This is a genomic window from Microbulbifer aggregans (genome assembly GCF_020524005.1).
GTDB classification, from domain to species: Bacteria; Pseudomonadota; Gammaproteobacteria; order Pseudomonadales; family Cellvibrionaceae; genus Microbulbifer; species Microbulbifer aggregans_A.
The window spans coordinates 319,027-340,291 of sequence record NZ_JAIVKK010000001.1 but is presented as its reverse complement, the minus strand read 5'-3'; the positions used below and the strand labels follow the sequence as shown (position 1 = coordinate 340,291).

The following is a 21,265-nucleotide window of genomic DNA, read 5'->3' as shown; positions in this document are numbered from 1 at the left end:
GCCACAACATTGAAACTTTATTCCCTCCTCCGGCGATCAAAGTGCTTGATTCTGCAAATGCATAAGCGCGCTCAGGAAAAGAAATATAAAAAAGGCGGCTTTGATAGCCGCCTTTCTCATCAACAAACAGAGATTGCCGGGATCAGGCCGGCTGGTTCGCCAGGAACAGCCAGGTATCCACCGCGGTATCCGGGTTGAGGGAAACACTGTCGATGCCCTCTTCCATCAGCCACTGGGCGAAATCTTTGTGATCCGACGGTCCCTGGCCACAAATACCGACGTATTTCCCGGCCTTTTTACAGGCCTGGATCGCGCGCGACAGCAACATCTTCACGGCCGGGTCACGCTCGTCAAACAGCTCGGCCACAAGCCCGGAATCACGGTCCAGGCCCAGGGTGAGCTGAGTCAGGTCGTTGGAACCGATAGAGAAACCATCGAAATACTGCAGGAACTCCTCGGCCAACAGCGCATTGGATGGAAGCTCGCACATCATGATGACCTTCAGGCCGTTCTCGCCCCGCTTGAGGCCATTTTCCTCGAGCAGTTCAACAACCTGACGGGCTTCATCCGGGGTGCGTACGAACGGCACCATGATTTCCACATTGGTGAGCCCCATCTCGTCACGTACTTTTTTCAGCGCGCGACATTCAAGAGCGAAACACTGACGGAAATCCTTGGAGCGGTAGCGCGCAGCGCCACGGAAGCCCAGCATCGGGTTTTCTTCGCTCGGCTCGTACATCTGACCGCCGATCAAATGTGCATACTCATTGGACTTGAAGTCCGACAAACGCACGATGGTGCGATTGGGTGCGAAGGCTGCGGCCAGCGTTGAAATACCCTCAACCAGCTTTTCGACGATAAAGTCTTCAGGAGAAGCATACCCGCCAATGCGATTGCGGATCGTCTTCTGCAGATCCAGCGGCAGGCGGTCCATCTCCAGCAGTGCCTTGGGGTGAATCCCGATCATCCGATTCAGGATAAACTCGAGACGCGCCAGGCCAACACCCTGGTTGGGCAAATTGCTGAATGCAAACGCGCGGTCCGGATTGCCCACGTTGAGCATGATTTTGAAAGACAGGTCCGGCATATCACTGACTTCGGTCAATGAACGCTCGAAGTCCAGCTCCCCGGCCATCACAAAACCGGCGTCTCCTTCGGCACAGGTAACGGTAACCGGGGTGCCTGTAGTGAGCTTCTCGGTGGCATCACCACAGCCAACCACCGCAGGAATGCCCAGTTCACGCGCGATGATTGCCGCGTGACAGGTACGGCCGCCGCGGTTGGTCACAATCGCGCTGGCTTTTTTCAGTACCGGCTCCCAATCGGGATCGGTCATGTCGGTCACCAGGACTTCACCATCCTGCATCTTGGCCATGTCTTCCACGGACTCAAGGACGCGCACCTTGCCGGCGCCGATACGCTGGCCAATAGCGCGGCCTTCGCACAGCACATCGCTGCGCTCGTGCAGCTTGTAGCGTTCAATGCTGGTTCCGGTATCGCGGGAGCGGACGGTTTCCGGTCGCGCCTGGACGATAAACAGTTTGCCCGTATCACCGTCTTTGGCCCACTCGATATCCATGGGACGCTGATAGTGCTGTTCGATCTTCCGCGCCTGATTGGCCAGTTCTGTCAGTTCTTCGTCAGTGAGAGCAAAGCGCAGGCGGTCTGCTTCCGCAACCTGCACAGTCTTGACTGATCGGCCGCATTCACCGCTCTCGTCGTAAACCATCTTGATGGCCTTGCTACCACGGTTGCGGCGCAGAATGGCCGGTCGGCCAGCTTCCAGAGCGGGCTTATACAGATAAAATTCATCCGGGTTTACTGCGCCCTGAACAACAGTCTCACCGAGACCGTAAGCCGCAGTCACAAAGATCACATCGCGGAAGCCGCTTTCGGTATCCAGGGTGAACATCACACCCGACGCACCGGTCTCACTGCGCACCATATGCTGAATACCGGCAGACAGGGCAACACCCACATCCGCATAGCCGGTGTGTACACGGTAAGCAATGGCGCGATCGTTATACAGCGATGCGAATACTTCTTTCACCGCCTGCAAAACCGCCTCGATACCGCGGATATTGAGGAATGTTTCCTGCTGACCGGCGAATGACGCATCCGGCAGGTCTTCTGCGGTTGCGGAAGAGCGCACCGCTACGGCAGTTTCACCGCCGCCAAGCGATTCGTAGCCCGCGCGGATTTCTTGTTCCAGCTGTGCAGGAAACGGCGTATCAAGCAGCCACTGGCGAATTTCTTCACCGGCCGCTGCCAGCGCGGTAACGTCTTCTACGTCCAGGCTGGACAGGCGCTCTGCAATTCTCGTATCGAGCTGCGCTGCAGACAGGAACTCACGAAAAGCCTCTGCCGTGGTGGCGAAGCCCCCGGGAACGCTGACTCCGGCCCCGGAGAGTGAAGAAATCATCTCGCCGAGAGATGCGTTTTTGCCGCCAACCTGGTCGACATCCGCCATGCCGAGTTTGGCGAATTCGAGAGTGTAAGTGGTCAATGGAGTGCCCTCTGCAACTGCTATCTTGGCGGCAGATTATAAGGAAGGGTTTTGTAAATAATACCCCGCAAAGTTCCGTAAAAACGCCGTTTTTTGTTGTAATTTTTCTACAAAAACTCGGAAGTGCAGTACAAGCTGAACGTTAATTCACAATATCGACGCTGGTGATATACCATTGCGGTCGCTATGACGACCGCAGGAGAAGTGTGGCAATGAATGAAGTCAATCCGCAGCGCAAACGCACGGCATTTTTCATCTCCGATGGCACGGGACTTACCGTTGAGGGTATAGGCCACAGCTTGCTCGCGCAGTTCAAGGATCAGCAGGTAGAGCAAGTCACCCTGCCCTATGTCGACTCCGATGCGCGGGTCAACCAGGTGCTGCAACGCATCGAACAGGCAGCGACCGAATCCGGTCTGCAGCCAATCATCATTACCAGCATCGTTTCCGACCAGATCCGCAACCAGTTGCACCAGAGTTCCGCCTTGATGCTGGACGTATTCGAAAGCTACCTGGCGCCACTGGCCAATCTTTTCGGCACGGACCCGGCCCGTACTGTGGGCGTTTCCCATGGCATCGCAGACGACCGCCGCTACAGCGAACGGATCGACGCAGTGCATTTTGCAATGGATAACGACGATGGCCGCCGCACCCGGGAGTTCGAAAGTGCCGACGTGATTCTGGTTGGAGTTTCCCGCTGCGGTAAGACACCCACCTGCCTGTACCTCGCTTTGCAGTTCGGGTTGCGCGCGGCCAATTACCCGATCACCGAAGAGGATATGGATAGTACTGCGCTCCCCAAAATCCTGCGTCCCTACCGTCACAAGCTGTTCGGCCTGACGATCGACCCCAAGCGCCTGATGAGCATCCGCCAGGAACGTCGTGCCAACAGCCGCTACGCTTCACCGGAGCAGTGCGAGTTCGAAGTGCGCCAGGTGGAGCAAATGCTACGCCGCTCGCAGCTCCCCTTCCTGGATGCGACGAAGCTTTCCGTAGAGGAGCTGGCTACGCGCCTGATGTCACAGGCAGGGATCGAACGCAGAATCAGCTAGATTTAATAAGGGCAAATGAAAAGCCCAATCTAAGTCGCAAGTACAGGCACGGAATATTTCCCGCGCGATTGGCGAACTCCCAATGGGTTCCGCCCCATGACGGGAGGCGGGAATTCCATTGGAATATGGGGTAAAGTACCGCCGCCCGATGTGCGCCCTGTAGCACAGGTGGTGAAGAAGTCAGTAACCCGGCCAGGTATATCCTCAGGTATCGTTTTGCAAATCGTCTCCTTGCCATACTCCGCGAATACTTCGCAGGCTTTGTCTGCAATTTCCGATTTGCCGCAGCCGGTTTGGCTGGACTCCGGCCACCCCCGGGCACGGGGCGGACGCTACGATATCTTCAGTGCCGATCCGATTGCGCGTATTGCCCTCGATGCCGCCTGCCTCGACCCTTTTGTACAGCTAGGCGACCTGCTGTGTGAACTGGAACCGCAGGAGATGGATACCCAGCTGCCCTTTTGTGGCGGTGCTATTGGCTATGCCGGCTATGAAATCGGCAATCGCGGCAATTTTATCGCCCCTGACACAAGGGAAACCTTGCTGCCTGCAGCTTCGTTTGGCCTCTATACCTGGGCACTGATCATCGATCACCAATTGCGTGCCTCGCACCTTGTATTCCACCCCGCTTGCACGGCAATACAGCGCAATGAGCTCATCGCGCGCTTTCGTGAGCTTGACTGGTCCCAACCGCTGCGCCGCGAAGGCTTTAACCTCAAAGCACCGTTCAGACATGAATACAGTGAAACGCAGTACGCGGAGCGTGTGGAGCGCATTCTGGACTATATCCGTGCCGGTGATATCTACCAGGCTAATTTTACCCAGCGCTTTTTCAGCGAGTATGACGGTGACCCGCTCACGGCCTACCTGGCCCTACGCGAAGCCGCTGCCGGTCCGTTCTCCGCGTATATGTCGCTGCCTGAGGGGCAGATCCTGAGTCTATCGCCCGAGCGCTTCATACACGGTGATGGCGATCAACTACAGACAGAGCCCATCAAGGGAACCGCGCCTCGCCACCGCGACCCAGAGCAAGATTCCCTGGCCGCACAAATGCTGGCGGACAGCACCAAGGATCGTGCGGAAAACCTGATGATTGTGGATTTATTGCGCAATGATTTTGGTAAGGTCTGCCGGCGCGGAAGCGTTCGCGTACCCGAATTATTCGCCGTGCAAAGCTTCGCGAACGTGCACCACCTCGTCAGTACGATCACCGGCCAACTACCGCAAGGGGTGGAGTTTTCTGAAGTACTGGCCGCCTGCTTTCCCGGGGGTTCAATTACCGGCGCGCCAAAGCGCCGGGCAATGCAAGTGATCCGGGAACTGGAGCTAAGCCCGAGAGGGGTCTATTGCGGCTCCATCGGTTACATCAGTGTTTGCGGGCGTGCCGACACGAACATCGCAATTCGTACGCTGACGGCTAGCGGCGGCAAGCTCGAGTGTGCCGCCGGCGGAGGCATCGTGGCCGACTCCATCCCGGCCGCTGAACACCGGGAGTGCCTCGATAAAATCCGTATTCTGTTGAAAACCCTGGAGTCCGCCTTTAGTACTCACTGATCGGTCAACATAATTGTTCGCCGCGTCTCGATCGCAAAAGTTATAGGGATATCGCCGTTCGATATTTCCCCGAACCCCCACGCTCTGCTAGATTTCGCGCCAGACTGCACACACCTCGCAGTCCCCATACCTATTTGAAATGATTTCATCGGCCCCGATCAGCGGCGCCGCTGTGAAAGACAAGGCAGTACTGATGCGGATTACCCTGGTTAAAAAAGTGCTTGCAGACGGCTCACTCTGTGCGAAGTGCAAAGACGTAGAGCAGAAGCTGAAGGAAAACGATCAGGAGAAGTTTCTTGATCAGGTCCTGATCGCCGATGAGCGGGATCCTGAAAGCCCCGGCATGCAACTTGCGCAATCACTGCAGGTTCAGCGAGCGCCGTTTTTTGTTGTAGAAAAAGAAGGCGAAGCACCTCAGGTTTACACCGTGTACTTCAAATTTGCCAAGGAAGTGCTGAAAGGCCTGCAGTAGGCACCGATCCATGCCCGAGCGCTTGTCCGCTCTACTACCTGCCCTGCCGCGACCCGAGTGGATCAATACACCGGCAGTTCCAGATGGGAAAACAATTCATCGACTTCCGCGCGCGACGAGGCCTGAGCCGCCTGGTCTATCAGCTCGCGAGTCAGGTGCGGGGCAAATTGCTGGATAAATTCGTACATAAAGCCCCGCAGGAAAATACCCTTGCGGAAACCAATCTTGGTCACACTGGATTCAAACAGCTCACTGGCATCCAGTGCTACCAGGTCATCATCTTCATCCTCCACCGCTGCCATATCAGCAACGATGCCAATGCCCAGGCCCAGCCGAACATAGGTTTTGATGACGTCGGCATCTGCGGCAGTGAACACCACCTTGGGTGAAAGCCCCTTCTCCAAAAAGGCCTCGTCCAGCTTTGAGCGGCCGGTAAACCCGAATACGTAAGTAACAATCGGATGCTTGGCCACTTCCTCCAATGTGAGTTTGGAAAGCTGACATAACTCGTGATTTTTTGGCACCAGAATACAGCGGTTCCAGCGGTACACCGGCATCATCACCAGGTCACTGAACAGCTCCAGCGCCTCGGTGGCAATAGCGAAATCCGCCGTGCCATCAGCGGCCATTTCTGAGATCTGCATTGGCGTGCCCTGATGCATATGCAGGGCAACTTCCGGGTACCGAGCGATAAAGCTTTTAATGACTGTAGGCAGCGCATAGCGTGCCTGGGTGTGGGTAGTGGCAATGGCGAGGCTGCCGCGCTTGTCGTTACTGAACTCCTGCGCAACCTGTTTGATGTTTTCCACCTTGCGCATGATTTCGCCGGCGGTTTTCAAAATGGCTTCACCCGCCGGCGTTACCCGAGTCAGATGCTTACCGCTGCGAGCGAAGATTTCTACGCCCAACTCATCTTCCAGCAGACGGATCTGCTTGCTGATGCCGGGCTGGGAGGTATACAGGCTTTGCGCGGTAGCAGAAACATTGAGGTCGTGATGCGCGACTTCCCATATATAACGCAACTGCTGAAGCTTCATGGTCTCTCCCTGTCATTCGCCTGAATTTACGCCAGCCATTGGTTATAAAAAACCCCTGACTTTATGCGGGAAAAGCATAGCAGCGAATGGATAATTGAGCCAATAGCCAATCCGAACTACAGGAATGAAATGGGATCTGATGCCAAAAGCCGGAATAAAAACTGATGGTGTATCAGCTCTCGAGGTTGGCAATACCGTGCGGCACATGACCTGTCGCCACATGTTCCGCCGCGGAAGCGCAGTGCGCCGGCTGGTCATCGAAGAAAACATCCGCGCCAAAGGCACGCAAAAATTCGCCCTTGGGCAAGCCGCCCAAAAATACGGACTCGTCGATTCGTACATTCCATGCGCGCAATGTACGTATGACGCGCTCGTGCGCGGGTGCGGAACGCGCCGTAACCAGTGCGGTGCGAATCGGACAGTTTTCCGGGTGAAATTCGGCCTGCAACTTCTGGAGCGCCTCAAGAAATCCCTTGAACGGCCCTCCTCCCAACGGCTGTTTGGCAGAGGCGCGCTCCGCAGTGGTAAATGCCGCCAGCCCGTCGCGCTTGAAGATTTGTTCGGCTTCATCGGAAAAAATTACCGCATCGCCGTCAAAGGCAAACCGCAGGACGTCGTCACCCCGCTCCCGCGCACCTCCGGCAATAAGCGTCGCCGCAGCCACCCCCTGCTCCAGAGCTCGGCGAACATCACCGCCATCGGTAGACAGGAACAGATTGCAGCCAAAGGGACCGATATAGCGATACGGACTCTCGCCATTACAGAAAGCTGCCCGGGTAATATCCAGACCGTAGTGCTCAATGGAATTAAACACGCGTAAGCCCGTATCGGCACTGTTGCGTGAAAGAAGCACCACCTCTACACGAGCATCACCTTCCAGACGTTTGTTAATCTGGAGAAACTTCTCAACCAGTGCGAAGGCGTCTCCTTTTGGCAGGACGTCGTTCTCGCGCTCTATCTGGTAATCAGCAAAGGCCTCAACGCCCCGCTCTTCAAATACGCGATGACTCTCCCTGAGGTCGAACAGCGCTCGAGAGGAAATCGCGATAATAAGCTTGTTTGCCTGCGAGGTTTTGCTCAAGGAGCCTCCACATCATCCAGACCCGACGGGCGGGACTCATTCCGGTGCGGTTCCAGCAGCACCATCAACATATTCTGCAGGTCACTGCGGGTTCTCTGGGCGCGCACGCCCTGCTGATTGACGATTACCAGCAATATCGCGTGGCAGGTTTCCAGTGTCGCCCTCGCCAGGCGGTTGGCTTCATTGGGCGGACAAACAAAACCGAGACGCTCAAACATTGCCACCAGGTGGTTGATGACCAGTTCGTCATGCCGTTCGTCCAGCTCATGGAGTTCCGGGATACCCCACATGGCCTGGACCAGAGGCAGCAGGCCTCGCTGATCCTGGTAGACCGATAGCCAGAGATCGAGCAGTTCATTCAGGAAGGATTCCAGGCTCAGCTGCTCCAGCTCACTGGCTGCCAGCTCATCCAGACGCTCAGTGAGACTCGCCAGCCACTGTTCGCCCATGGCATAGAGGATCGCGTGTTTGTTGGGAAAATAGTGGTAAACGGAACCTACCGAAACCCCCAATTCCTTGGCGATCAGGATGGTCGTGAGATCATTGAGCCCCACCTGCTCCAATAACCGCCCCGTGGTATCCAGAATCTGCCGCGCGCGCTCCCGTGCGCGTGCCTGAACGGGCTCTCGCCGGGGGGCGAGCTGATTTTTACGACGTTTTTGCTCTGCTGTCGACACTTCGATTTCCTTTCACTTCAGGCCCCTTTTTTAACAAAAAAACCGGCGCAATGCGCCGGTTTTTTTGTCCATCCTGTGAGAATGAAAAAGATACAGCTATGTAGATCAGAACCGGTAGTCGAGATTTACCCCTACTACCCGACCGCGCGACGGATCGGTCTTGGTTGCCGGAAGGTTGTACAGCGCTTCCGCATAGCCCCAGTGGTAGTACTCCTCACCGGTCAGGTTCTCTGCATATACGCCGGCAGTCCAGCTTTCATCCTGAGAAGTCAGCGCAACCCGCAGATCAACGACATTGCGCGCCTGCAGTTTCACCGCCTCGGTGTTCTCCAGATCAGCCCACTGCTCACCGGTGTAGGTGTATTCCGCAGAGTAAGACAGCTCACCCAGACCGGTCGCCTGGGTATAGGTCAACACGGTAGCTGAAGAGAACTTCGGCGAAAATGCCATCTCGTTTCCGTTACAGGCATCGCAAAGCTCTTCCGGAGCGCCACTAAACTCGGTATCCAGCAATGCCGCACCGAAATAGAGATCCAGGTTATCGGTAATCAGCCAGCGCGCGTCCAGCTCCAGACCGCGACCTTCAGACTCACCAACATTGCGGGTAATGGCTGCAGCGCCTACCCAGAATGCCTGCTGCATATCCTCGTACGAGTACTGGAACGCCGCCGCATTCAGAGCCAGGCGATTGTCCAGCAGACGGGCTTTCACGCCCAACTCGTAGGACAGAACAGTTTCTTCATCAAAACGGCTGGGTTCTGCGTTGCTCGCACTGACCTCGTAGCCCTGCTCATCCAGCCACTCGTACTGACTGTCCTCATCGCTGCCGTACGCTGGATCAGTGATGTGGTACGAAAGGTAGTCGAAACCGCCGGACTTGTAGCCGGTGGCCACACTGGCGTATGTGGTCAACGTATCGCTGATGTCATGCGTCAGGGTCACGCGACCGGATACATTGTTCCAGGTGTGGTTGCCGCCGATGCCATCTTCGTCGGTATACATCGCCTGATAGTTCCAGCCACCGGTCCAGGTATCCGGCCAGGGGGAAACCACATCGTAGGTTTTTTCATCTTCGGTATAACGTACCCCGAACCCGAGCGTCGTTGCATCGGTCAGGTCAAAGGTGGTGTTCGCAAACACACCCCAGCCGGAATATTTGCCCACAGTATCCGCGGCCTCGATGGACAGAGCACCCGGCGCATACTCCCAGGACTCACCCTCGAAGCCGAAAGCTTCATCCAGAACATCTTGCGGCAGCGCGTCACAGGTTACGAAGCTATCCAGCCCCTCTTCCCATTCGTCCGCGTAGATCCCATCACAAATGAAATCTTCGGTGTCGATACCCGCGAAGAAGGCATTGAGTTCTTCTTTGTAATAAGAAGCCCCCAGCACATAGTTGAACGGACCGCTGCTATTGGAGGTAAAGCGGAACTCCTGACTGAAGAAATCGCCAGTCTGGTCGCGAACATAGGTGTCGATCGGCTGCGCGGTACCGTCAAAATCTTCCAGGTAGGTGTAGTTGTGTGTCTTGTAGCCGGTAATGGAGCTCAGGGTACTGCCACCCGCCAACTCATGCTCAACGGTAAGGATGACATCGGCGATTTCCGACTGGTCTGTACCCTCGACGTCGTTGTACACCTCATCGTAAGCACCTTCCGGGATTGCATAGTTATACCCGGCGCCGCTGTCGAAAGCCCGGTAGATGGTGCCGTCACTGATACGATCTTCATACTGGGCAAGCAGCGTTACGGTAGTGGAGTCGAACCCGTCGTAAACGGCGGTGATACGTCCTGCATTCACTTCACTGGCGCCCAGGTCCCGGCCACCAGCCAGGTTTTTCACGTGTCCATCTTGTTTGAAGTGCTTGCCGGCAATACGCACCGCGAGATCTTCGCTAACCGGCATATCGACAGCACTTTCAAACTGAGTACGACCATACTGGCCAGCACCAACCGAGATATCGCCAGCAAAGGTTTCACCTGGCTTTCGGGAGGTCATGGAAATGGCGCCGGACGCGGTGTTACGACCGAACAGGGTACCCTGCGGCCCCTTGACGACCTCCACACGCTCCACATCGTACATGCTCGGTGTAGCACCGGTACGGCTCTGGTAGACACCATCCAGGAATACACCCAGGGCCGGATCACTGCCAGAGCCAAAGCTGTTGTTGTTCACACCACGGACTGAAACGGCATCAAAAAACGAGTCTGACGTTTCCCCGGAGATCCCCGGGGTCATGGCGAACAGGTCCTTGAAGTCTGTGAGATTGGATTGCTTGATGGAGTCGCCGGTAAACGCACTTACGGACATCGGGACATCCTTGAGTGACTCCGCACGCATCTGCGCGGTAACCGTGACCTCTTCGATTTCCGCTGCGCTCGCGCCGGTGCTTACGGTCAACACAACCGCACCAATGGCGGAAGCCAGCAGGTTTTTATTGATACCAAATCGCTGGTCTGAAAATGTCATCGTTACTCCCCGTAGGTTATTTTTTTTCGGGTTTCTGCCCATTTACTACCACTCAGGACGTTACCCAGCGTTTTAATAGGTCGGTTCGTTATCCCACAAACCGAATTTTTGTTCAACTTTTTGATTCACCCGCCCAGCTTGTCCTTCAAGCTGTAATAGAGCATTCCCGCTACGAGGCCGGGCCAACGCAACAGCGTCCCGCCAGGGAAGCTGGGAGTCGGAATTTGCGCCAATATATCAAATCTTTCCTCGGTTCCGGCAACAACTTCTGCGAGTAATTTACCGGCGAATGTGGCCGTTGGAACACCGTGGCCAGAATAGCCCTGACTGTAGAAAACATTGGGCTCCAGGCGACCGACACAGGGCATCCGATTGAGGGTGATGGCAAGGGTCCCACCCCATCCGTAATCGATTCTTGTATCGGCGAGTTGTGGATAGACCCTCAGCATGTACTTGCGCACGAAGGCGCGAATATCCTGAGGGAAGCGCGAGGTATAGTTCTCCCCACCACCAAACACCAGACGGTTATCTCCGGAGAGCTTCCAATAGTTGATCACAAACAGCGTGTCTTGCAGCGCGTAGTCGTTCGCTATCAATTCTTGTGCCAAAGTATCTGGCAGCGGCTCGGTCGCCAGCACAAAGTTGTTGATGGGCATGATCTTGCCTGCCAGCCGCGGCTCCAGACCACCGAGATAGCCGTTACAGGCAAGGATCACCTTTTTCGCTCGCACTCTTCCCTTGGCAGTGTTGACGATACACGGGGAACCGCCGGAATAGCTGGTTACCCGACTGTGCTCAAAGAACTGAACCCCTGCTTTGGCGGCGGCTTCAGCAATACCGAGTGCAAAATTGAGCGGGTGCAGGTGCAGCGAGCCGCTATCCACCTGCCCACCATAGAAACAGTCTGAGCCCACGAGGGAGCGGATTTCGTCTTGTTCGGCATAGCGCATTTGGTCATAGCCGTAACGCTCCTGAAGCAGCTCAGCCTCTTCTTTCAACCAGGCGCTGTGGCTACGTTTAGCCGCCAGATGCATAATGCCCCTTTTCAGGTCACACTGAATTTGGTGCCGCTCCACCAGGTCTTCGACCAGTTGCACCGCCTCAAGGCCCAGATCCCAAAGTGCTTTTGCTGTTTCCAGGCCCAGCATCTTTTCCAGATCCTCCTGACCCTTGCGCTGTCCCACGCCGACGTGACCACCATTCCTGCCGGAAGCACCCCAGGCCACCCGCTCAGCCTCCAGCACAACGACCCTGTAGCCCCGCTCGGCCAGGTGCAGGGCCGAAGAAAGGCCTGTATATCCTGCACCAATAATGCACACATCCGCCTCAATCTCTTGATCGAGCGCCCGATATTGGGGCGCCGAATTTGCGCTCGCAGCGTAATAGGAATCAATGTGGCCCAGCAATTTGGTAACGGTTCCACTAGATGACATGAAAGCAACTCCGGAAAAGGTCGGCTAAAACCGAATTATCATTCAATATTTATTGAATAATAATTCGGGTTTTTGTCATAATCAAAGCCTGCAGTGTCCAATATTGAAATTTTCCGACAAACTGCAGCGCCCAACACGTCGCATTCTGGTCGCGGCGCGACGGGCTCTATACTAATAAACCCCATTCCGGGGACGACCATACACAATCAAGGTGTAACATGGACAAGATTACCCAGTGGCTCGCAGAACACTCTATTTCTGAGGTCGAGTGCCTGGTTCCGGATATGTCTGGCAATGCTCGGGGCAAATTCACCCCGACCGACAAATTCCTCACCGAAGACAGCCGTCTGCCCGAGAGTATTCTGGTGCAGACGGTAACCGGTGATTACGTTGACGAGCACAATGAGCTGGTGGACCCGGCAGATACCGACATGCTGCTGGTACCCGACCCCGACTCCATCCGCCTCAACCCCTGGGCCAATGAGCCCACTGCCCAGATTATCCACGATTGCTATACCCGCGATGGCAAGCCCCATCCGATCAGCACCCGGAATATTCTGAAGTTCGTTCTGGACAAATACGCCGAACAGGGCTGGAAACCAGTGGTTGCGCCCGAGGTCGAGTTTTATCTGGTAAAACGCAATCTCGATCCCGATGAAAAATTGCAGGCGCCCGTAGGGCGTTCCGGTCGCACGGAAAAAACCCGCCAGTCATATAGTATCGATGCCGCGAACGAGTACGAGCCGATCATCGAAGACATGTATGATTTTTGCGAGGCGCAAGGTCTGGATGTGGACACACTGATTCACGAATCCGGCACCGCACAAATGGAAATCAACTTCCTGCACGGGGACCCGCTGAAACTCGCCGACCAGGTTTTTACCTTCAAGCGCACAGTACGTGAAACAGCGTTGCGTCACGGTATTTACGCAACCTTCATGGCCAAGCCGATGGAGCACGAACCCGGCAGCGCCCTGCACCTGCACCAGAGCATTGTTGATATCGAGACCGGCAAAAACATTTTCATCGACGATGACGGCAATGAAAATGAACGCTTTTTGCACTTTATCGGCGGCATGCAGAAATATACCCCCGGTTTCATCACTTTCTTTGCGCCGAATGTAAACTCGTTCCGACGCTTTACCCCTGAAATGGCAGCGCCCACCAGCCTCCACTGGGGTTATGACAACCGCACCACCGGCCTCAGGGTCCCAGACAGCTCACCACAAGGCAAGCGCCTCGAGAACCGCTTCCCCGGTGCAGACTGTAATCCCTACCTGGCCATTGCGGCGTCTCTCGCCTGTGGTTACCTGGGCATGATGAACAAAGTAAAACCTAGCGAACCCTACAAGGGCGACTGCTCAAGTGAGCCGATTACCCTGCCCCGCACACAGGAACATGCTCTGAGCCTGCTGGCTGAATGTCCTGAAGCGGCGGATATGTTCGGGGAAAAATTTGTTAAGGCATGGGCCTGCATCAAGCGCGATGAGTACGAAGAGTTCAACCGCGTGATCAGCTCCTGGGAGCGCGAGTATCTACTACTGAACGTGTAATCACGTGCAGACCTCTCATCAAAGCAAATAAAAAACCCGGCTCATTAGCCGGGTTTTTTATTTCTGCCCGGAGCGCTCCCCGGGCGAAAGTCCTACTACTTGTGACTCGGATCTTTCCAGTAATCCTTTACGGTATCTTTCATTTCCTTCGCAAGAATGGAAATACCGAACAGGTTTGGCAGTGTCATCAACACGATGGCCACTGCGGAAAGGTTCCAGATAATGGTCGTATCCTCTACCGCAGCCCAGAAAAATGCCACTACATAGACAAGGCGGTACGGCATAACGGCTTTGGGACCAAACAGGTAGATCATTGAGCGGTCACCGTAATAGGACCACGCAATCGCCGTTGAGAATGCAAACAGCAGGATACCCAAAGTGACAATGTAACTACCGAACTCACCGAAGAATCCGCGCTGGAAGGCCCGATTCGTCAGTGCCACAGAGTGCAGCAGGGAGTTGCCCCACACATCCACGTTCTGATTGACAAAGCGCCCTTCAATTACGTTCAACTCGCCACTGTAGTTGTCATCGGCCACACGGAATTCAACGTCTTCCGCCACAGATCGCGCATTGATAATGGTGAACTCTTCCTGATTCAGCGGACGACCATCGGCAACAACAACATTACCGGTATATGGCTTCACTTCCGAATCCTTGCTGTTCAGATAGCCGAACAGCTGCCGCACGTCCGCCTCGTCCTTATCGGAGTAGCTACCGGCCAACACAATCATGTCCGCACGCTCGAAGCGGTTCATATGCTTCTCGGTCCAGACACCGGAAGAAAGAATCACCAGACCTGTCAGCGTACAGATAATCAGAGTGTCAATAAAAGGTTCAAGCAGCGACACCATTCCCTCGGAGACCGGTTCATCAGCGCGTGCCGCGGCGTGAGCAATCGGGGCCGAGCCCTGCCCTGCTTCGTTGGAGAACAGGCCACGGTTAACACCACGGTTGAAAGCGTAGGCAAAGGTCGCACCCAGGAAACCGCCAACCGCAGAGCTGCCATTAAATGCATCAGTGAACACCGCAGCGAAAGACGGGATGATGTTCTGATAGTTGTATAGGATCACCGCCAGTGCGCCAATCACATACAACACGGCCATTACCGGTACGATTGTGGAGGTCACCTTGGCGATACGGGTGATACCACCAATGATCACCAGGCCCAGCAAAATCGCCAGTACGCCGCCAGTGAGCATCTTGTCGATACCAAAGGTATCGTGCATGGCCTGAGCGATGTTATTGACCTGCGGCAGGCTGCCCGTACCAAAAGAGCTGATAACCGTGGCAATCGCAAAAATCACCGCCAGCCATTTCATATTCAGGCGGCGCTCCATATAGAACATGGGGCCACCAGCATAGAAGCCGTCAGCTGCCTTGATACGATACTTGTGAGAAAGGGTTACTTCGACAAATTTAGTGGTCATACCAAGAAAGGCGGTAACCCACATCCAGAACAGCGCCGCGGGCCCACCAAGAAAAATGGCCAGCCCCACACCACCGATATTACCCGTACCAACCGTTCCTGACAGCGCGGTGGACAGCGCCTGGAAGTGGGAGGTATCACCGGGATCACCGGGCTTATCGTATTTGCCCTGAACAATCTTGATCGCGTGCCCGAAGTAGCGAATTTGTGGGAACCCAAGATACAAGGTAAAGAAAAAACCTACCCCCAGGAGCACCCACGGAAACCAGGGCGCGGAGCCTAACAGGCCATCCAGGGATAACAACAGTTGATTGAAGGATTCCAAACTAACCCCCACTACATATTTATTGTGATTAATCTTTCGCCGCCAGAAAAGGCGCAATAACAAGCTGTTCGGCAGATTAGCAGCTAAAGGTGCGCGAGAACAGTAATCCGCCAAATATCAGCAAGATAGACTCTATTTCTGCCAAGATTTGATCAATCTGGCAATTAATTTATCAACTCTGCCGGGTCTGTCGCAAAATGTATTTACCAGGGCCCAAGCGCTTCTTCATGGCTGCGGGAAATGCGCGCGATGGGGGAATACCCCAAACTGGCCGCCGGTATGGACAAAAACCACGTCCTTGCAGCCCGCATAAGTACCGGCCTTAATTTCCTGCAGCAGACCATGGAAGGCCTTGCCGGTATAGACCGGGTCCAGCAATATTCCTTCCGTTTGCGCGAGCGTGGCGATCGTTTCGTATACCTCCTTGCCAGCAACGCCATAACCAGGACCGATATAGCGATCATTCACGGAAATATTCAGGCATCCCGGCGACAGCTTTTTATCGTATCGACGACACCAGTCTTCCACATCACCGGTTACTTTCTGAACGAAGTATTCGGTGTCATCACAAACCGCGTAACCGGTTACCTGGTAACCAGCCCCTATTAGATGGCCGCCAAGTGTCAATCCGGCCTGGGTGCCACCACTGCCCGTGGCGCATACGATATGTTCAGGTTCAATTTTGTGTCGATGGCAATCCTCCGCCAGTTCTTCGGCAGCCCGAATGTAGCCCCAGATCCCCAAACCATCACTGCCGCCCGTGGGGATACAGAGTGCCCGTCTGCCCAAGGCTTCATAGTGCTGTGCCCAATGTGCGAAAAGCTCTGGAAGCCCCTCCACGTACTGGCGCAACGGGTAGATCGAAACATTGGCGCCCGCAACATAATCCACCAGCAAATTACCGTCGGCCCCCTGCCCGTCAGACGGCTTGTTGCCCCCCCGAAGAATCAAGTGGGATTGCAACCCCATTTTTGCAGCCGCGAGAGCCGTGGCGCGGCAGTGGTTGGATTGCTCCCCACCACAAGTGATTAATGTGTCACAACCGGTGGACTGCGCTTCGGCGATGATAAACTCCAACTTGCGCAACTTGTTCCCCGACATTGCACTTTCGGTAAGGTCGTCCCGCTTTATCCATATACGCGGGCCGGCATAGGGTTGCGAATACAACTCGGTAATCCGGCCCAGTAACTGTAAAGGCGTTGGCAGATTCGCCAGGCTCACTCTGTTCGGGTAATCAATCGCCATTATTCACTCCTTCTCCCACACGCAATTTCAAGCACAAATAAAAAGCCCGGCGAAGCCGGGCTTTTTATCGTCAACGAATCTAAGGGGCGTTTACCTCTGAGCGAACGGGCATCAGATATTCTTGATGGTGCCTTTCGGCAAAATCGCGTGAACGGCGACTTTCTGGAACTTGAGCTTCATGTTATCAGCAACTTCGAGCACCAGATAATCATCGTCTACCTTTTCTACGCGGCCGAGCATGCCACTTGTCGTTACAACTTCATCACCCTTTTTCAGGGCGCCAACCAGTTCCTGATGCTCTTTTTGGCGCTTACGCTGCGGGCGAATAATAAACAGCCACATAAAAATGAACAGGCCGGCGAACATCAACAGGGTTACCAGCGGGTTACCCTGAGGAGCCGGTGCGGCTGCTTGAGCCATCGCTGCGGGAATAAAGAAATCCATGGTTCAAACCTCAGTAGAATTGGCAGAAAACAGCCGCCAACTCTAACGGCTTTATCAGACATAGGCAATCCAGAGAAGCTGCTTACACAGCTGCTCTGGATTACGTGATGCGAGGTTGGTCAATTTTTGATGATCAGAACCGCTGGCGGACCTGACGGCGATAACCTGTCGGAGACATGCCGGTCCAACGCTTGAACGCGCTGGTAAAACTGGTCCGATCAGAAAAGTCCAGAATACGGGAAATGCCATCGACACTGAGCGCAGTATCCTTGAGGAAATGCACCGCATGGCGAAAACGCACATGATCGCGAAGCGATGCAAAGCTCAGGTTATGCTCCTGCAAACGACGTTGAAGGGTTCGGGTAGACATACTGAGGTCAGATGCGACCGGACGAATTGCCAGTGATGCTTTACCAATCCGTTGTTCCAATACATCGATCACCCGTGCAGCGATGCCAAAACTGGTGGCTTCCGGCGGAGCCAACAGTTGATCCAGGATGTTGGGATCACCCGACAACCTGGCCTGCTGCAAAGGCTTGTCTTCTGAGAGCGAAGCTTGATCTGGCTGAATATGGTTCATTGAGCTGCTCCTTTAAGGGTTCCTTGAGCCGCGGTTATTGTTCTACGCCCGCTTCCTGCGAGTCCCTGAATACCACTGCCAGCGATGCTGACTACTACCTGGGTGCGGGGGCGCACCTGAAAACAGGCATTGAAGCCTTCCCGGAGTAGTGACTTCTTATACAACTTCCTCGCACCACACTCAATCGCTCCGGGTTAGACGGTTGGGCGGCGCTCCTTTACACAAGCCAGTATAGACCAAACTGAGACAAAGCAAGGGACGACAGCGAATTTTTTTCGACCTGTTCACGCTTGTTGTAACGCCTGCCAGGCCATTTGTGATCAAGTCGCCGCCTTCCCTTCTGATTTTTCCTGCCTTTTATGACTAACGCCGGTCACGCAATATTTTCGTCGATCCAGGCCAGCACATCGTCGTGATGGGTTTTGGTTTTCACTTTATCGATAATGTGACGGAGCTTGCCGTTCTTGTCGATGATAAAGGTCGTACGCAAGAGCCCCATGTACTCACGTCCCATAAATTTCTTGAGCCCCCAACAGCCATACTTGTCAGCGATCTTATGATCCTCATCGGCAAGCAGATCAAAATTCAGCTCGTGTTTATCGATAAACTTTTGCAGCTTTGCTTCCGGGTCCGGGCTGAGCCCCAAAACCACGGTATCGCGCTTTGCAAATTCTTTTGCGCTATCCCGGATGCCACAGGCCTGGGTAGTACAGCCCGGGGTAAGGGCCTTGGGGTAGAAATAGAGCACGACGTTCTTTTTATCGCGAAAGTCCTTCAGCGCGACTTTTTCACCCGCCTGATTTTTTAACGTGAACGCTGGTGCCAGATTACCGATTTTTGGAAATGCCATATTCCCCTCCCCTAAAATTGATTGCGCCATATTGCGGCGCCGGGCCGTCAAATTGGCGCGATTATAACCAATGCGGCCTGTATACACAGGCCGCATTCCACATCTATGAGATGCCAACAAAAAGGGGTCAGAATTCCCGCAGCTGGAACCCCTTCTCTTTACGTGCACAAATACCGCAGCAGCCCAGCTTGTCGACAAGCGCGGCTTTTTCCTCATCGGTTAAAAAATCTCCGACTTCGAGACACCCTTCCGGGCCGGTGAATGTCAGACTTGCCGGCTCCGATGGAATCTCACCCATCCGCACCAAAACTGACAGGCTGTCCCGGGAAAACTCGGCGTGGTACAGAGGTTTCCCCAGGTTGCCACGGCTCGAATCGAGCATTACGCGATCGTCACTGATTCGGATCACCTCCCGGCGCGTACCTTCCAGGTAAACATAACCAAACAGTACCGCCAGCAGGACGACTTCGAGCAGCGCAAAGGGTATGACCATCCAGGCGCCGATAAGCGCGAAGGCGATACTGATCCCGAGCGACACCGCTACCAGAGATATGAAGACCCAGAGGTTTCCGGAAAATGAGAGGGATTGATTAGGGGCAAGCAGAATACAGGCCCGGCGCCCACGGGCGTCACCGACTTCTTTTACCATGGCTATAACTTCCACCACTGTGACCATTCCAGTGTAGGACAGCCGCTTTTTGAACCAAGAGTCACCATCAAAGCGCAGACTCGCTTTCGTCAGGCCTTCACTGCATGACCTCTCATCTATAATCCCCTGCAAACCGGCCCCCAGGGACCGAAGTGCTGCTCTCATGACCTATAAGGTGGCGGTATCGCTACCGGGGGCGGTCTTGCGAGACACGTCGTGAACCCATCCATGGGGACTCTTCCGCGAGGTCCCTCTCGCGGAAGGTCTCGCAAGACCGCCCCCGGCACCGATACCTTCGCCCTCAACTCGCAGCTAAATTCCTTGAATTGCAATGCCCTCAGGGCTGGATTTTCCCCCGATGAGGCGGCAAGATGCCGGCGTCAACCAATTCGGGAACCCGTGGCCAAAAGCCACGGCAAGCTGCTCGGGCCGCCACTACCCTCGGCCGCGAGCAGGCCTAAACACAACAAGAGTCATCCTATGCAAGTTGAATCTATCGATACGCTACTGAAGTCCAGCCAGCGCGAAGGCGAATCCGTGCGCATTCAGGGCTGGATCCGCACCCGCCGGGACTCTAAAGCCGGCCTCTCCTTTCTCGCCGTACACGATGGAAGCTGCTTTGATCCGATCCAGGTGGTCGTAGAATCCAGCATCAATAACTACCAGTCCGAAGTGCTGCGACTGACCACGGGTTGCGCCGTCGATATTGAAGGCACCGTCAAAGCGTCCGAGGGCAAAGGCCAGGCTATCGAACTGCTGGCGAGCAGCGTAACCGTTGTCGGCTGGGTAGAAGACCCCGACACCTACCCTATGTCGCCCAAGCGCCACACCATGGAACACTTGCGTGAATACGCCCACCTTCGTCCGCGCACTAACGTAAGCGGCGCAGTGGCACGCGTGCGCAACTGTATTGCCCAGGCGATTCACCGCTTCTACCACGAGCGCGGTTTCAACTACATTCACACGCCGATCATCACCGCCTCCGACTGTGAAGGAGCCGGCGAAATGTTCCGCGTCAGCACACTGGACCAGACCAACCTGCCACTGACCGACAAAGGAGAGGTGGACTACAGCAAGGACTTCTTCGGCGAAGAAACCTTCCTCACGGTTTCTGGCCAGCTCAACGTGGAAAGCTACTGCCTGGCACTCTCAAAGGTATACACCTTCGGCCCGACGTTCCGTGCAGAAAACTCCAATACCACCCGCCACCTGGCAGAGTTCTGGATGGTGGAACCGGAAATCGCCTTTGCCGACCTCGCTGACTGCGCGAATCTCGCCGAAGAAATGCTGAAGTACGTGTTCCGCGCCGTGCTGGAAGAGCGTCAGGACGACATGGCGTTTTTTGCCCAGCGTATCGACAAGGATGCCATTTCACGCCTTGAGAACATCATTGATAACGACTTCGCGCGTATCAATTACTGTGAAGCCATTGAAATCCTTGAGAAATGCAACGAGAAGTTTGAGTTCCCCGTTACCTGGGGTATCGATCTGGCCTCCGAACACGAACGCTACCTGGCCGAGAAGCACTTCAAGAAGCCGGTCATCGTGCTGAACTACCCGAAGGACATCAAAGCCTTTTACATGCGTATGAACGACGACGGCAAAACCGTTGCCGCGATGGATGTTCTGGCACCAGGTATTGGCGAAATTATCGGCGGTGCGCAGCGTGAAGAACGCCTCGACAAGCTGGATGCACGCATGGACGAAATGGATGTACCCAAAGAGCACCTGGACTGGTACCGGGACCTGCGCCGTTACGGCACTGTACCCCACGCCGGCTTCGGACTCGGCTTCGACCGTATCGTTTCCTACGTGACGGGTATGGGCAACATTCGCGATGTAATTCCTTTCCCGCGTACGCCGCGTAACGCCAAGTTCTGATCTGCATCGGAAACCGGCCATAAAAAAA

17 protein-coding genes are annotated in these 21,265 nt (G+C 55.0%); 5 read left to right on the top strand and 12 right to left on the bottom strand.

The window, feature by feature from the left end; genetic code table 11:
• Positions 1-142: 142 nt before the first annotated feature.
• Positions 143-2,506, bottom strand: coding sequence for a phosphoenolpyruvate synthase (gene ppsA / locus LC093_RS01580; protein ID WP_226661307.1), 2,364 nt, complete (start codon positions 2,504-2,506; stop codon positions 143-145).
• A 212-nt stretch (positions 2,507-2,718) separates the two neighbouring features.
• Here ppsA and LC093_RS01575 point away from each other — a divergent pair, with 212 nt between their 5' ends.
• From LC093_RS01575 to LC093_RS01565, 3 genes are all read left to right on the top strand, one after another.
• Positions 2,719-3,558, top strand: coding sequence for a pyruvate, water dikinase regulatory protein (locus tag LC093_RS01575; RefSeq protein ID WP_226661306.1), 840 nt, complete (start codon positions 2,719-2,721; stop codon positions 3,556-3,558).
• 216 nt (positions 3,559-3,774) lie between these two features.
• A complete protein-coding gene (gene pabB, locus LC093_RS01570; RefSeq protein ID WP_226661303.1) occupies positions 3,775-5,112 on the top strand; it encodes an aminodeoxychorismate synthase component I in 1,338 nt (445 codons plus the stop codon).
• A 172-nt stretch (positions 5,113-5,284) separates the two neighbouring features.
• The gene (locus LC093_RS01565; RefSeq protein ID WP_226661302.1) at positions 5,285-5,584 is read left to right on the top strand and encodes a hypothetical protein; all 300 of its coding nucleotides are present in this window, start codon (positions 5,285-5,287) and stop codon (positions 5,582-5,584) included.
• Between the two features lie 62 nt (positions 5,585-5,646).
• Here LC093_RS01565 and cysB read toward each other — a convergent pair whose 3' ends face one another.
• The 5 genes from cysB to LC093_RS01540 all read right to left on the bottom strand — a co-directional run bounded on the left by cysB (position 5,647) and on the right by LC093_RS01540 (position 12,281).
• Positions 5,647-6,621, bottom strand: coding sequence for an HTH-type transcriptional regulator CysB (gene cysB, locus LC093_RS01560; protein WP_226661298.1), 975 nt, complete (start codon positions 6,619-6,621; stop codon positions 5,647-5,649).
• 172 nt (positions 6,622-6,793) lie between these two features.
• Positions 6,794-7,702 carry a 5'-nucleotidase gene (locus LC093_RS01555; RefSeq protein WP_226661289.1) on the bottom strand — a complete coding sequence of 303 codons (909 nt, stop codon included), beginning with the start codon at positions 7,700-7,702 and terminating at the stop codon, positions 6,794-6,796.
• Positions 7,699-8,379: a TetR/AcrR family transcriptional regulator gene (locus LC093_RS01550; protein WP_226661287.1), complete on the bottom strand. Its 681-nt coding sequence runs from the start codon at positions 8,377-8,379 to the stop codon at positions 7,699-7,701. The genes LC093_RS01555 and LC093_RS01550 overlap by 4 nt, the downstream gene beginning before the upstream one ends.
• A 105-nt stretch (positions 8,380-8,484) precedes the next feature.
• Positions 8,485-10,848, bottom strand: coding sequence for a TonB-dependent receptor (locus tag LC093_RS01545; RefSeq protein WP_226661285.1), 2,364 nt, complete (start codon positions 10,846-10,848; stop codon positions 8,485-8,487).
• A 125-nt stretch (positions 10,849-10,973) separates the two neighbouring features.
• Positions 10,974-12,281, bottom strand: a complete 1,308-nt coding sequence (locus LC093_RS01540; protein WP_226661284.1) for an NAD(P)/FAD-dependent oxidoreductase — start codon at positions 12,279-12,281, stop codon at positions 10,974-10,976.
• Between the two features lie 218 nt (positions 12,282-12,499).
• On the opposite strand from LC093_RS01540, the gene LC093_RS01535 reads away from it, so the two are divergent.
• The gene (locus LC093_RS01535) at positions 12,500-13,834 is read left to right on the top strand and encodes a glutamine synthetase family protein (protein WP_226661282.1); all 1,335 of its coding nucleotides are present in this window, start codon (positions 12,500-12,502) and stop codon (positions 13,832-13,834) included.
• A 95-nt stretch (positions 13,835-13,929) separates the two neighbouring features.
• Here LC093_RS01535 and LC093_RS01530 read toward each other — a convergent pair whose 3' ends face one another.
• The 6 genes from LC093_RS01530 to LC093_RS01505 all read right to left on the bottom strand — a co-directional run bounded on the left by LC093_RS01530 (position 13,930) and on the right by LC093_RS01505 (position 19,488).
• Complete coding sequence (locus LC093_RS01530; protein WP_226661280.1) at positions 13,930-15,588, bottom strand: alanine/glycine:cation symporter family protein; 1,659 nt, start codon at positions 15,586-15,588, stop codon at positions 13,930-13,932.
• A 225-nt stretch (positions 15,589-15,813) separates the two neighbouring features.
• Positions 15,814-16,833, bottom strand: coding sequence for a D-cysteine desulfhydrase family protein (locus LC093_RS01525; protein ID WP_226661278.1), 1,020 nt, complete (start codon positions 16,831-16,833; stop codon positions 15,814-15,816).
• A gap of 111 nt (positions 16,834-16,944) precedes the next feature.
• A complete protein-coding gene (yajC, locus tag LC093_RS01520; protein ID WP_226661276.1) occupies positions 16,945-17,277 on the bottom strand; it encodes a preprotein translocase subunit YajC in 333 nt (110 codons plus the stop codon).
• A gap of 133 nt (positions 17,278-17,410) precedes the next feature.
• Positions 17,411-17,857, bottom strand: a complete 447-nt coding sequence (locus LC093_RS01515; RefSeq protein ID WP_043316188.1) for a helix-turn-helix domain-containing protein — start codon at positions 17,855-17,857, stop codon at positions 17,411-17,413.
• A gap of 373 nt (positions 17,858-18,230) precedes the next feature.
• Positions 18,231-18,707, bottom strand: a complete 477-nt coding sequence (gene bcp, locus LC093_RS01510) for a thioredoxin-dependent thiol peroxidase (protein WP_226662411.1) — start codon at positions 18,705-18,707, stop codon at positions 18,231-18,233.
• Between the two features lie 127 nt (positions 18,708-18,834).
• Complete coding sequence (locus tag LC093_RS01505) at positions 18,835-19,488, bottom strand: DUF2244 domain-containing protein (protein WP_226661275.1); 654 nt, start codon at positions 19,486-19,488, stop codon at positions 18,835-18,837.
• Between the two features lie 348 nt (positions 19,489-19,836).
• Between LC093_RS01505 and asnS the strand changes: the two genes are divergently transcribed.
• Positions 19,837-21,237: an asparagine--tRNA ligase gene (gene asnS, locus LC093_RS01500; protein ID WP_226661274.1), complete on the top strand. Its 1,401-nt coding sequence runs from the start codon at positions 19,837-19,839 to the stop codon at positions 21,235-21,237.
• The last annotated feature ends 28 nt before the right edge of the window (positions 21,238-21,265 follow it).

Excerpts from the sequence above, each read along its gene's own strand:
- asnS (WP_226661274.1), top strand. The coding sequence starts at position 19,837 with ATGCAAGTTGAATCTATCGATACGCTACTGAAGTCCAGCCAGCGCGAA.
- LC093_RS01535 (WP_226661282.1), top strand. The coding sequence starts at position 12,500 with ATGGACAAGATTACCCAGTGGCTCGCAGAACACTCTATTTCTGAGGTC.
- LC093_RS01525 (WP_226661278.1), bottom strand. The coding sequence starts at position 16,833 with ATGGCGATTGATTACCCGAACAGAGTGAGCCTGGCGAATCTGCCAACG.
- LC093_RS01545 (WP_226661285.1), bottom strand. The coding sequence starts at position 10,848 with ATGACATTTTCAGACCAGCGATTTGGTATCAATAAAAACCTGCTGGCT.
- bcp (WP_226662411.1), bottom strand. The coding sequence starts at position 18,707 with ATGGCATTTCCAAAAATCGGTAATCTGGCACCAGCGTTCACGTTAAAA.
- LC093_RS01515 (WP_043316188.1), bottom strand. The coding sequence starts at position 17,857 with ATGAACCATATTCAGCCAGATCAAGCTTCGCTCTCAGAAGACAAGCCT.
- LC093_RS01575 (WP_226661306.1), top strand. The coding sequence starts at position 2,719 with ATGAATGAAGTCAATCCGCAGCGCAAACGCACGGCATTTTTCATCTCC.
- cysB (WP_226661298.1), bottom strand. The coding sequence starts at position 6,621 with ATGAAGCTTCAGCAGTTGCGTTATATATGGGAAGTCGCGCATCACGAC.
- LC093_RS01540 (WP_226661284.1), bottom strand. The coding sequence starts at position 12,281 with ATGTCATCTAGTGGAACCGTTACCAAATTGCTGGGCCACATTGATTCC.
- yajC (WP_226661276.1), bottom strand. The coding sequence starts at position 17,277 with ATGGATTTCTTTATTCCCGCAGCGATGGCTCAAGCAGCCGCACCGGCT.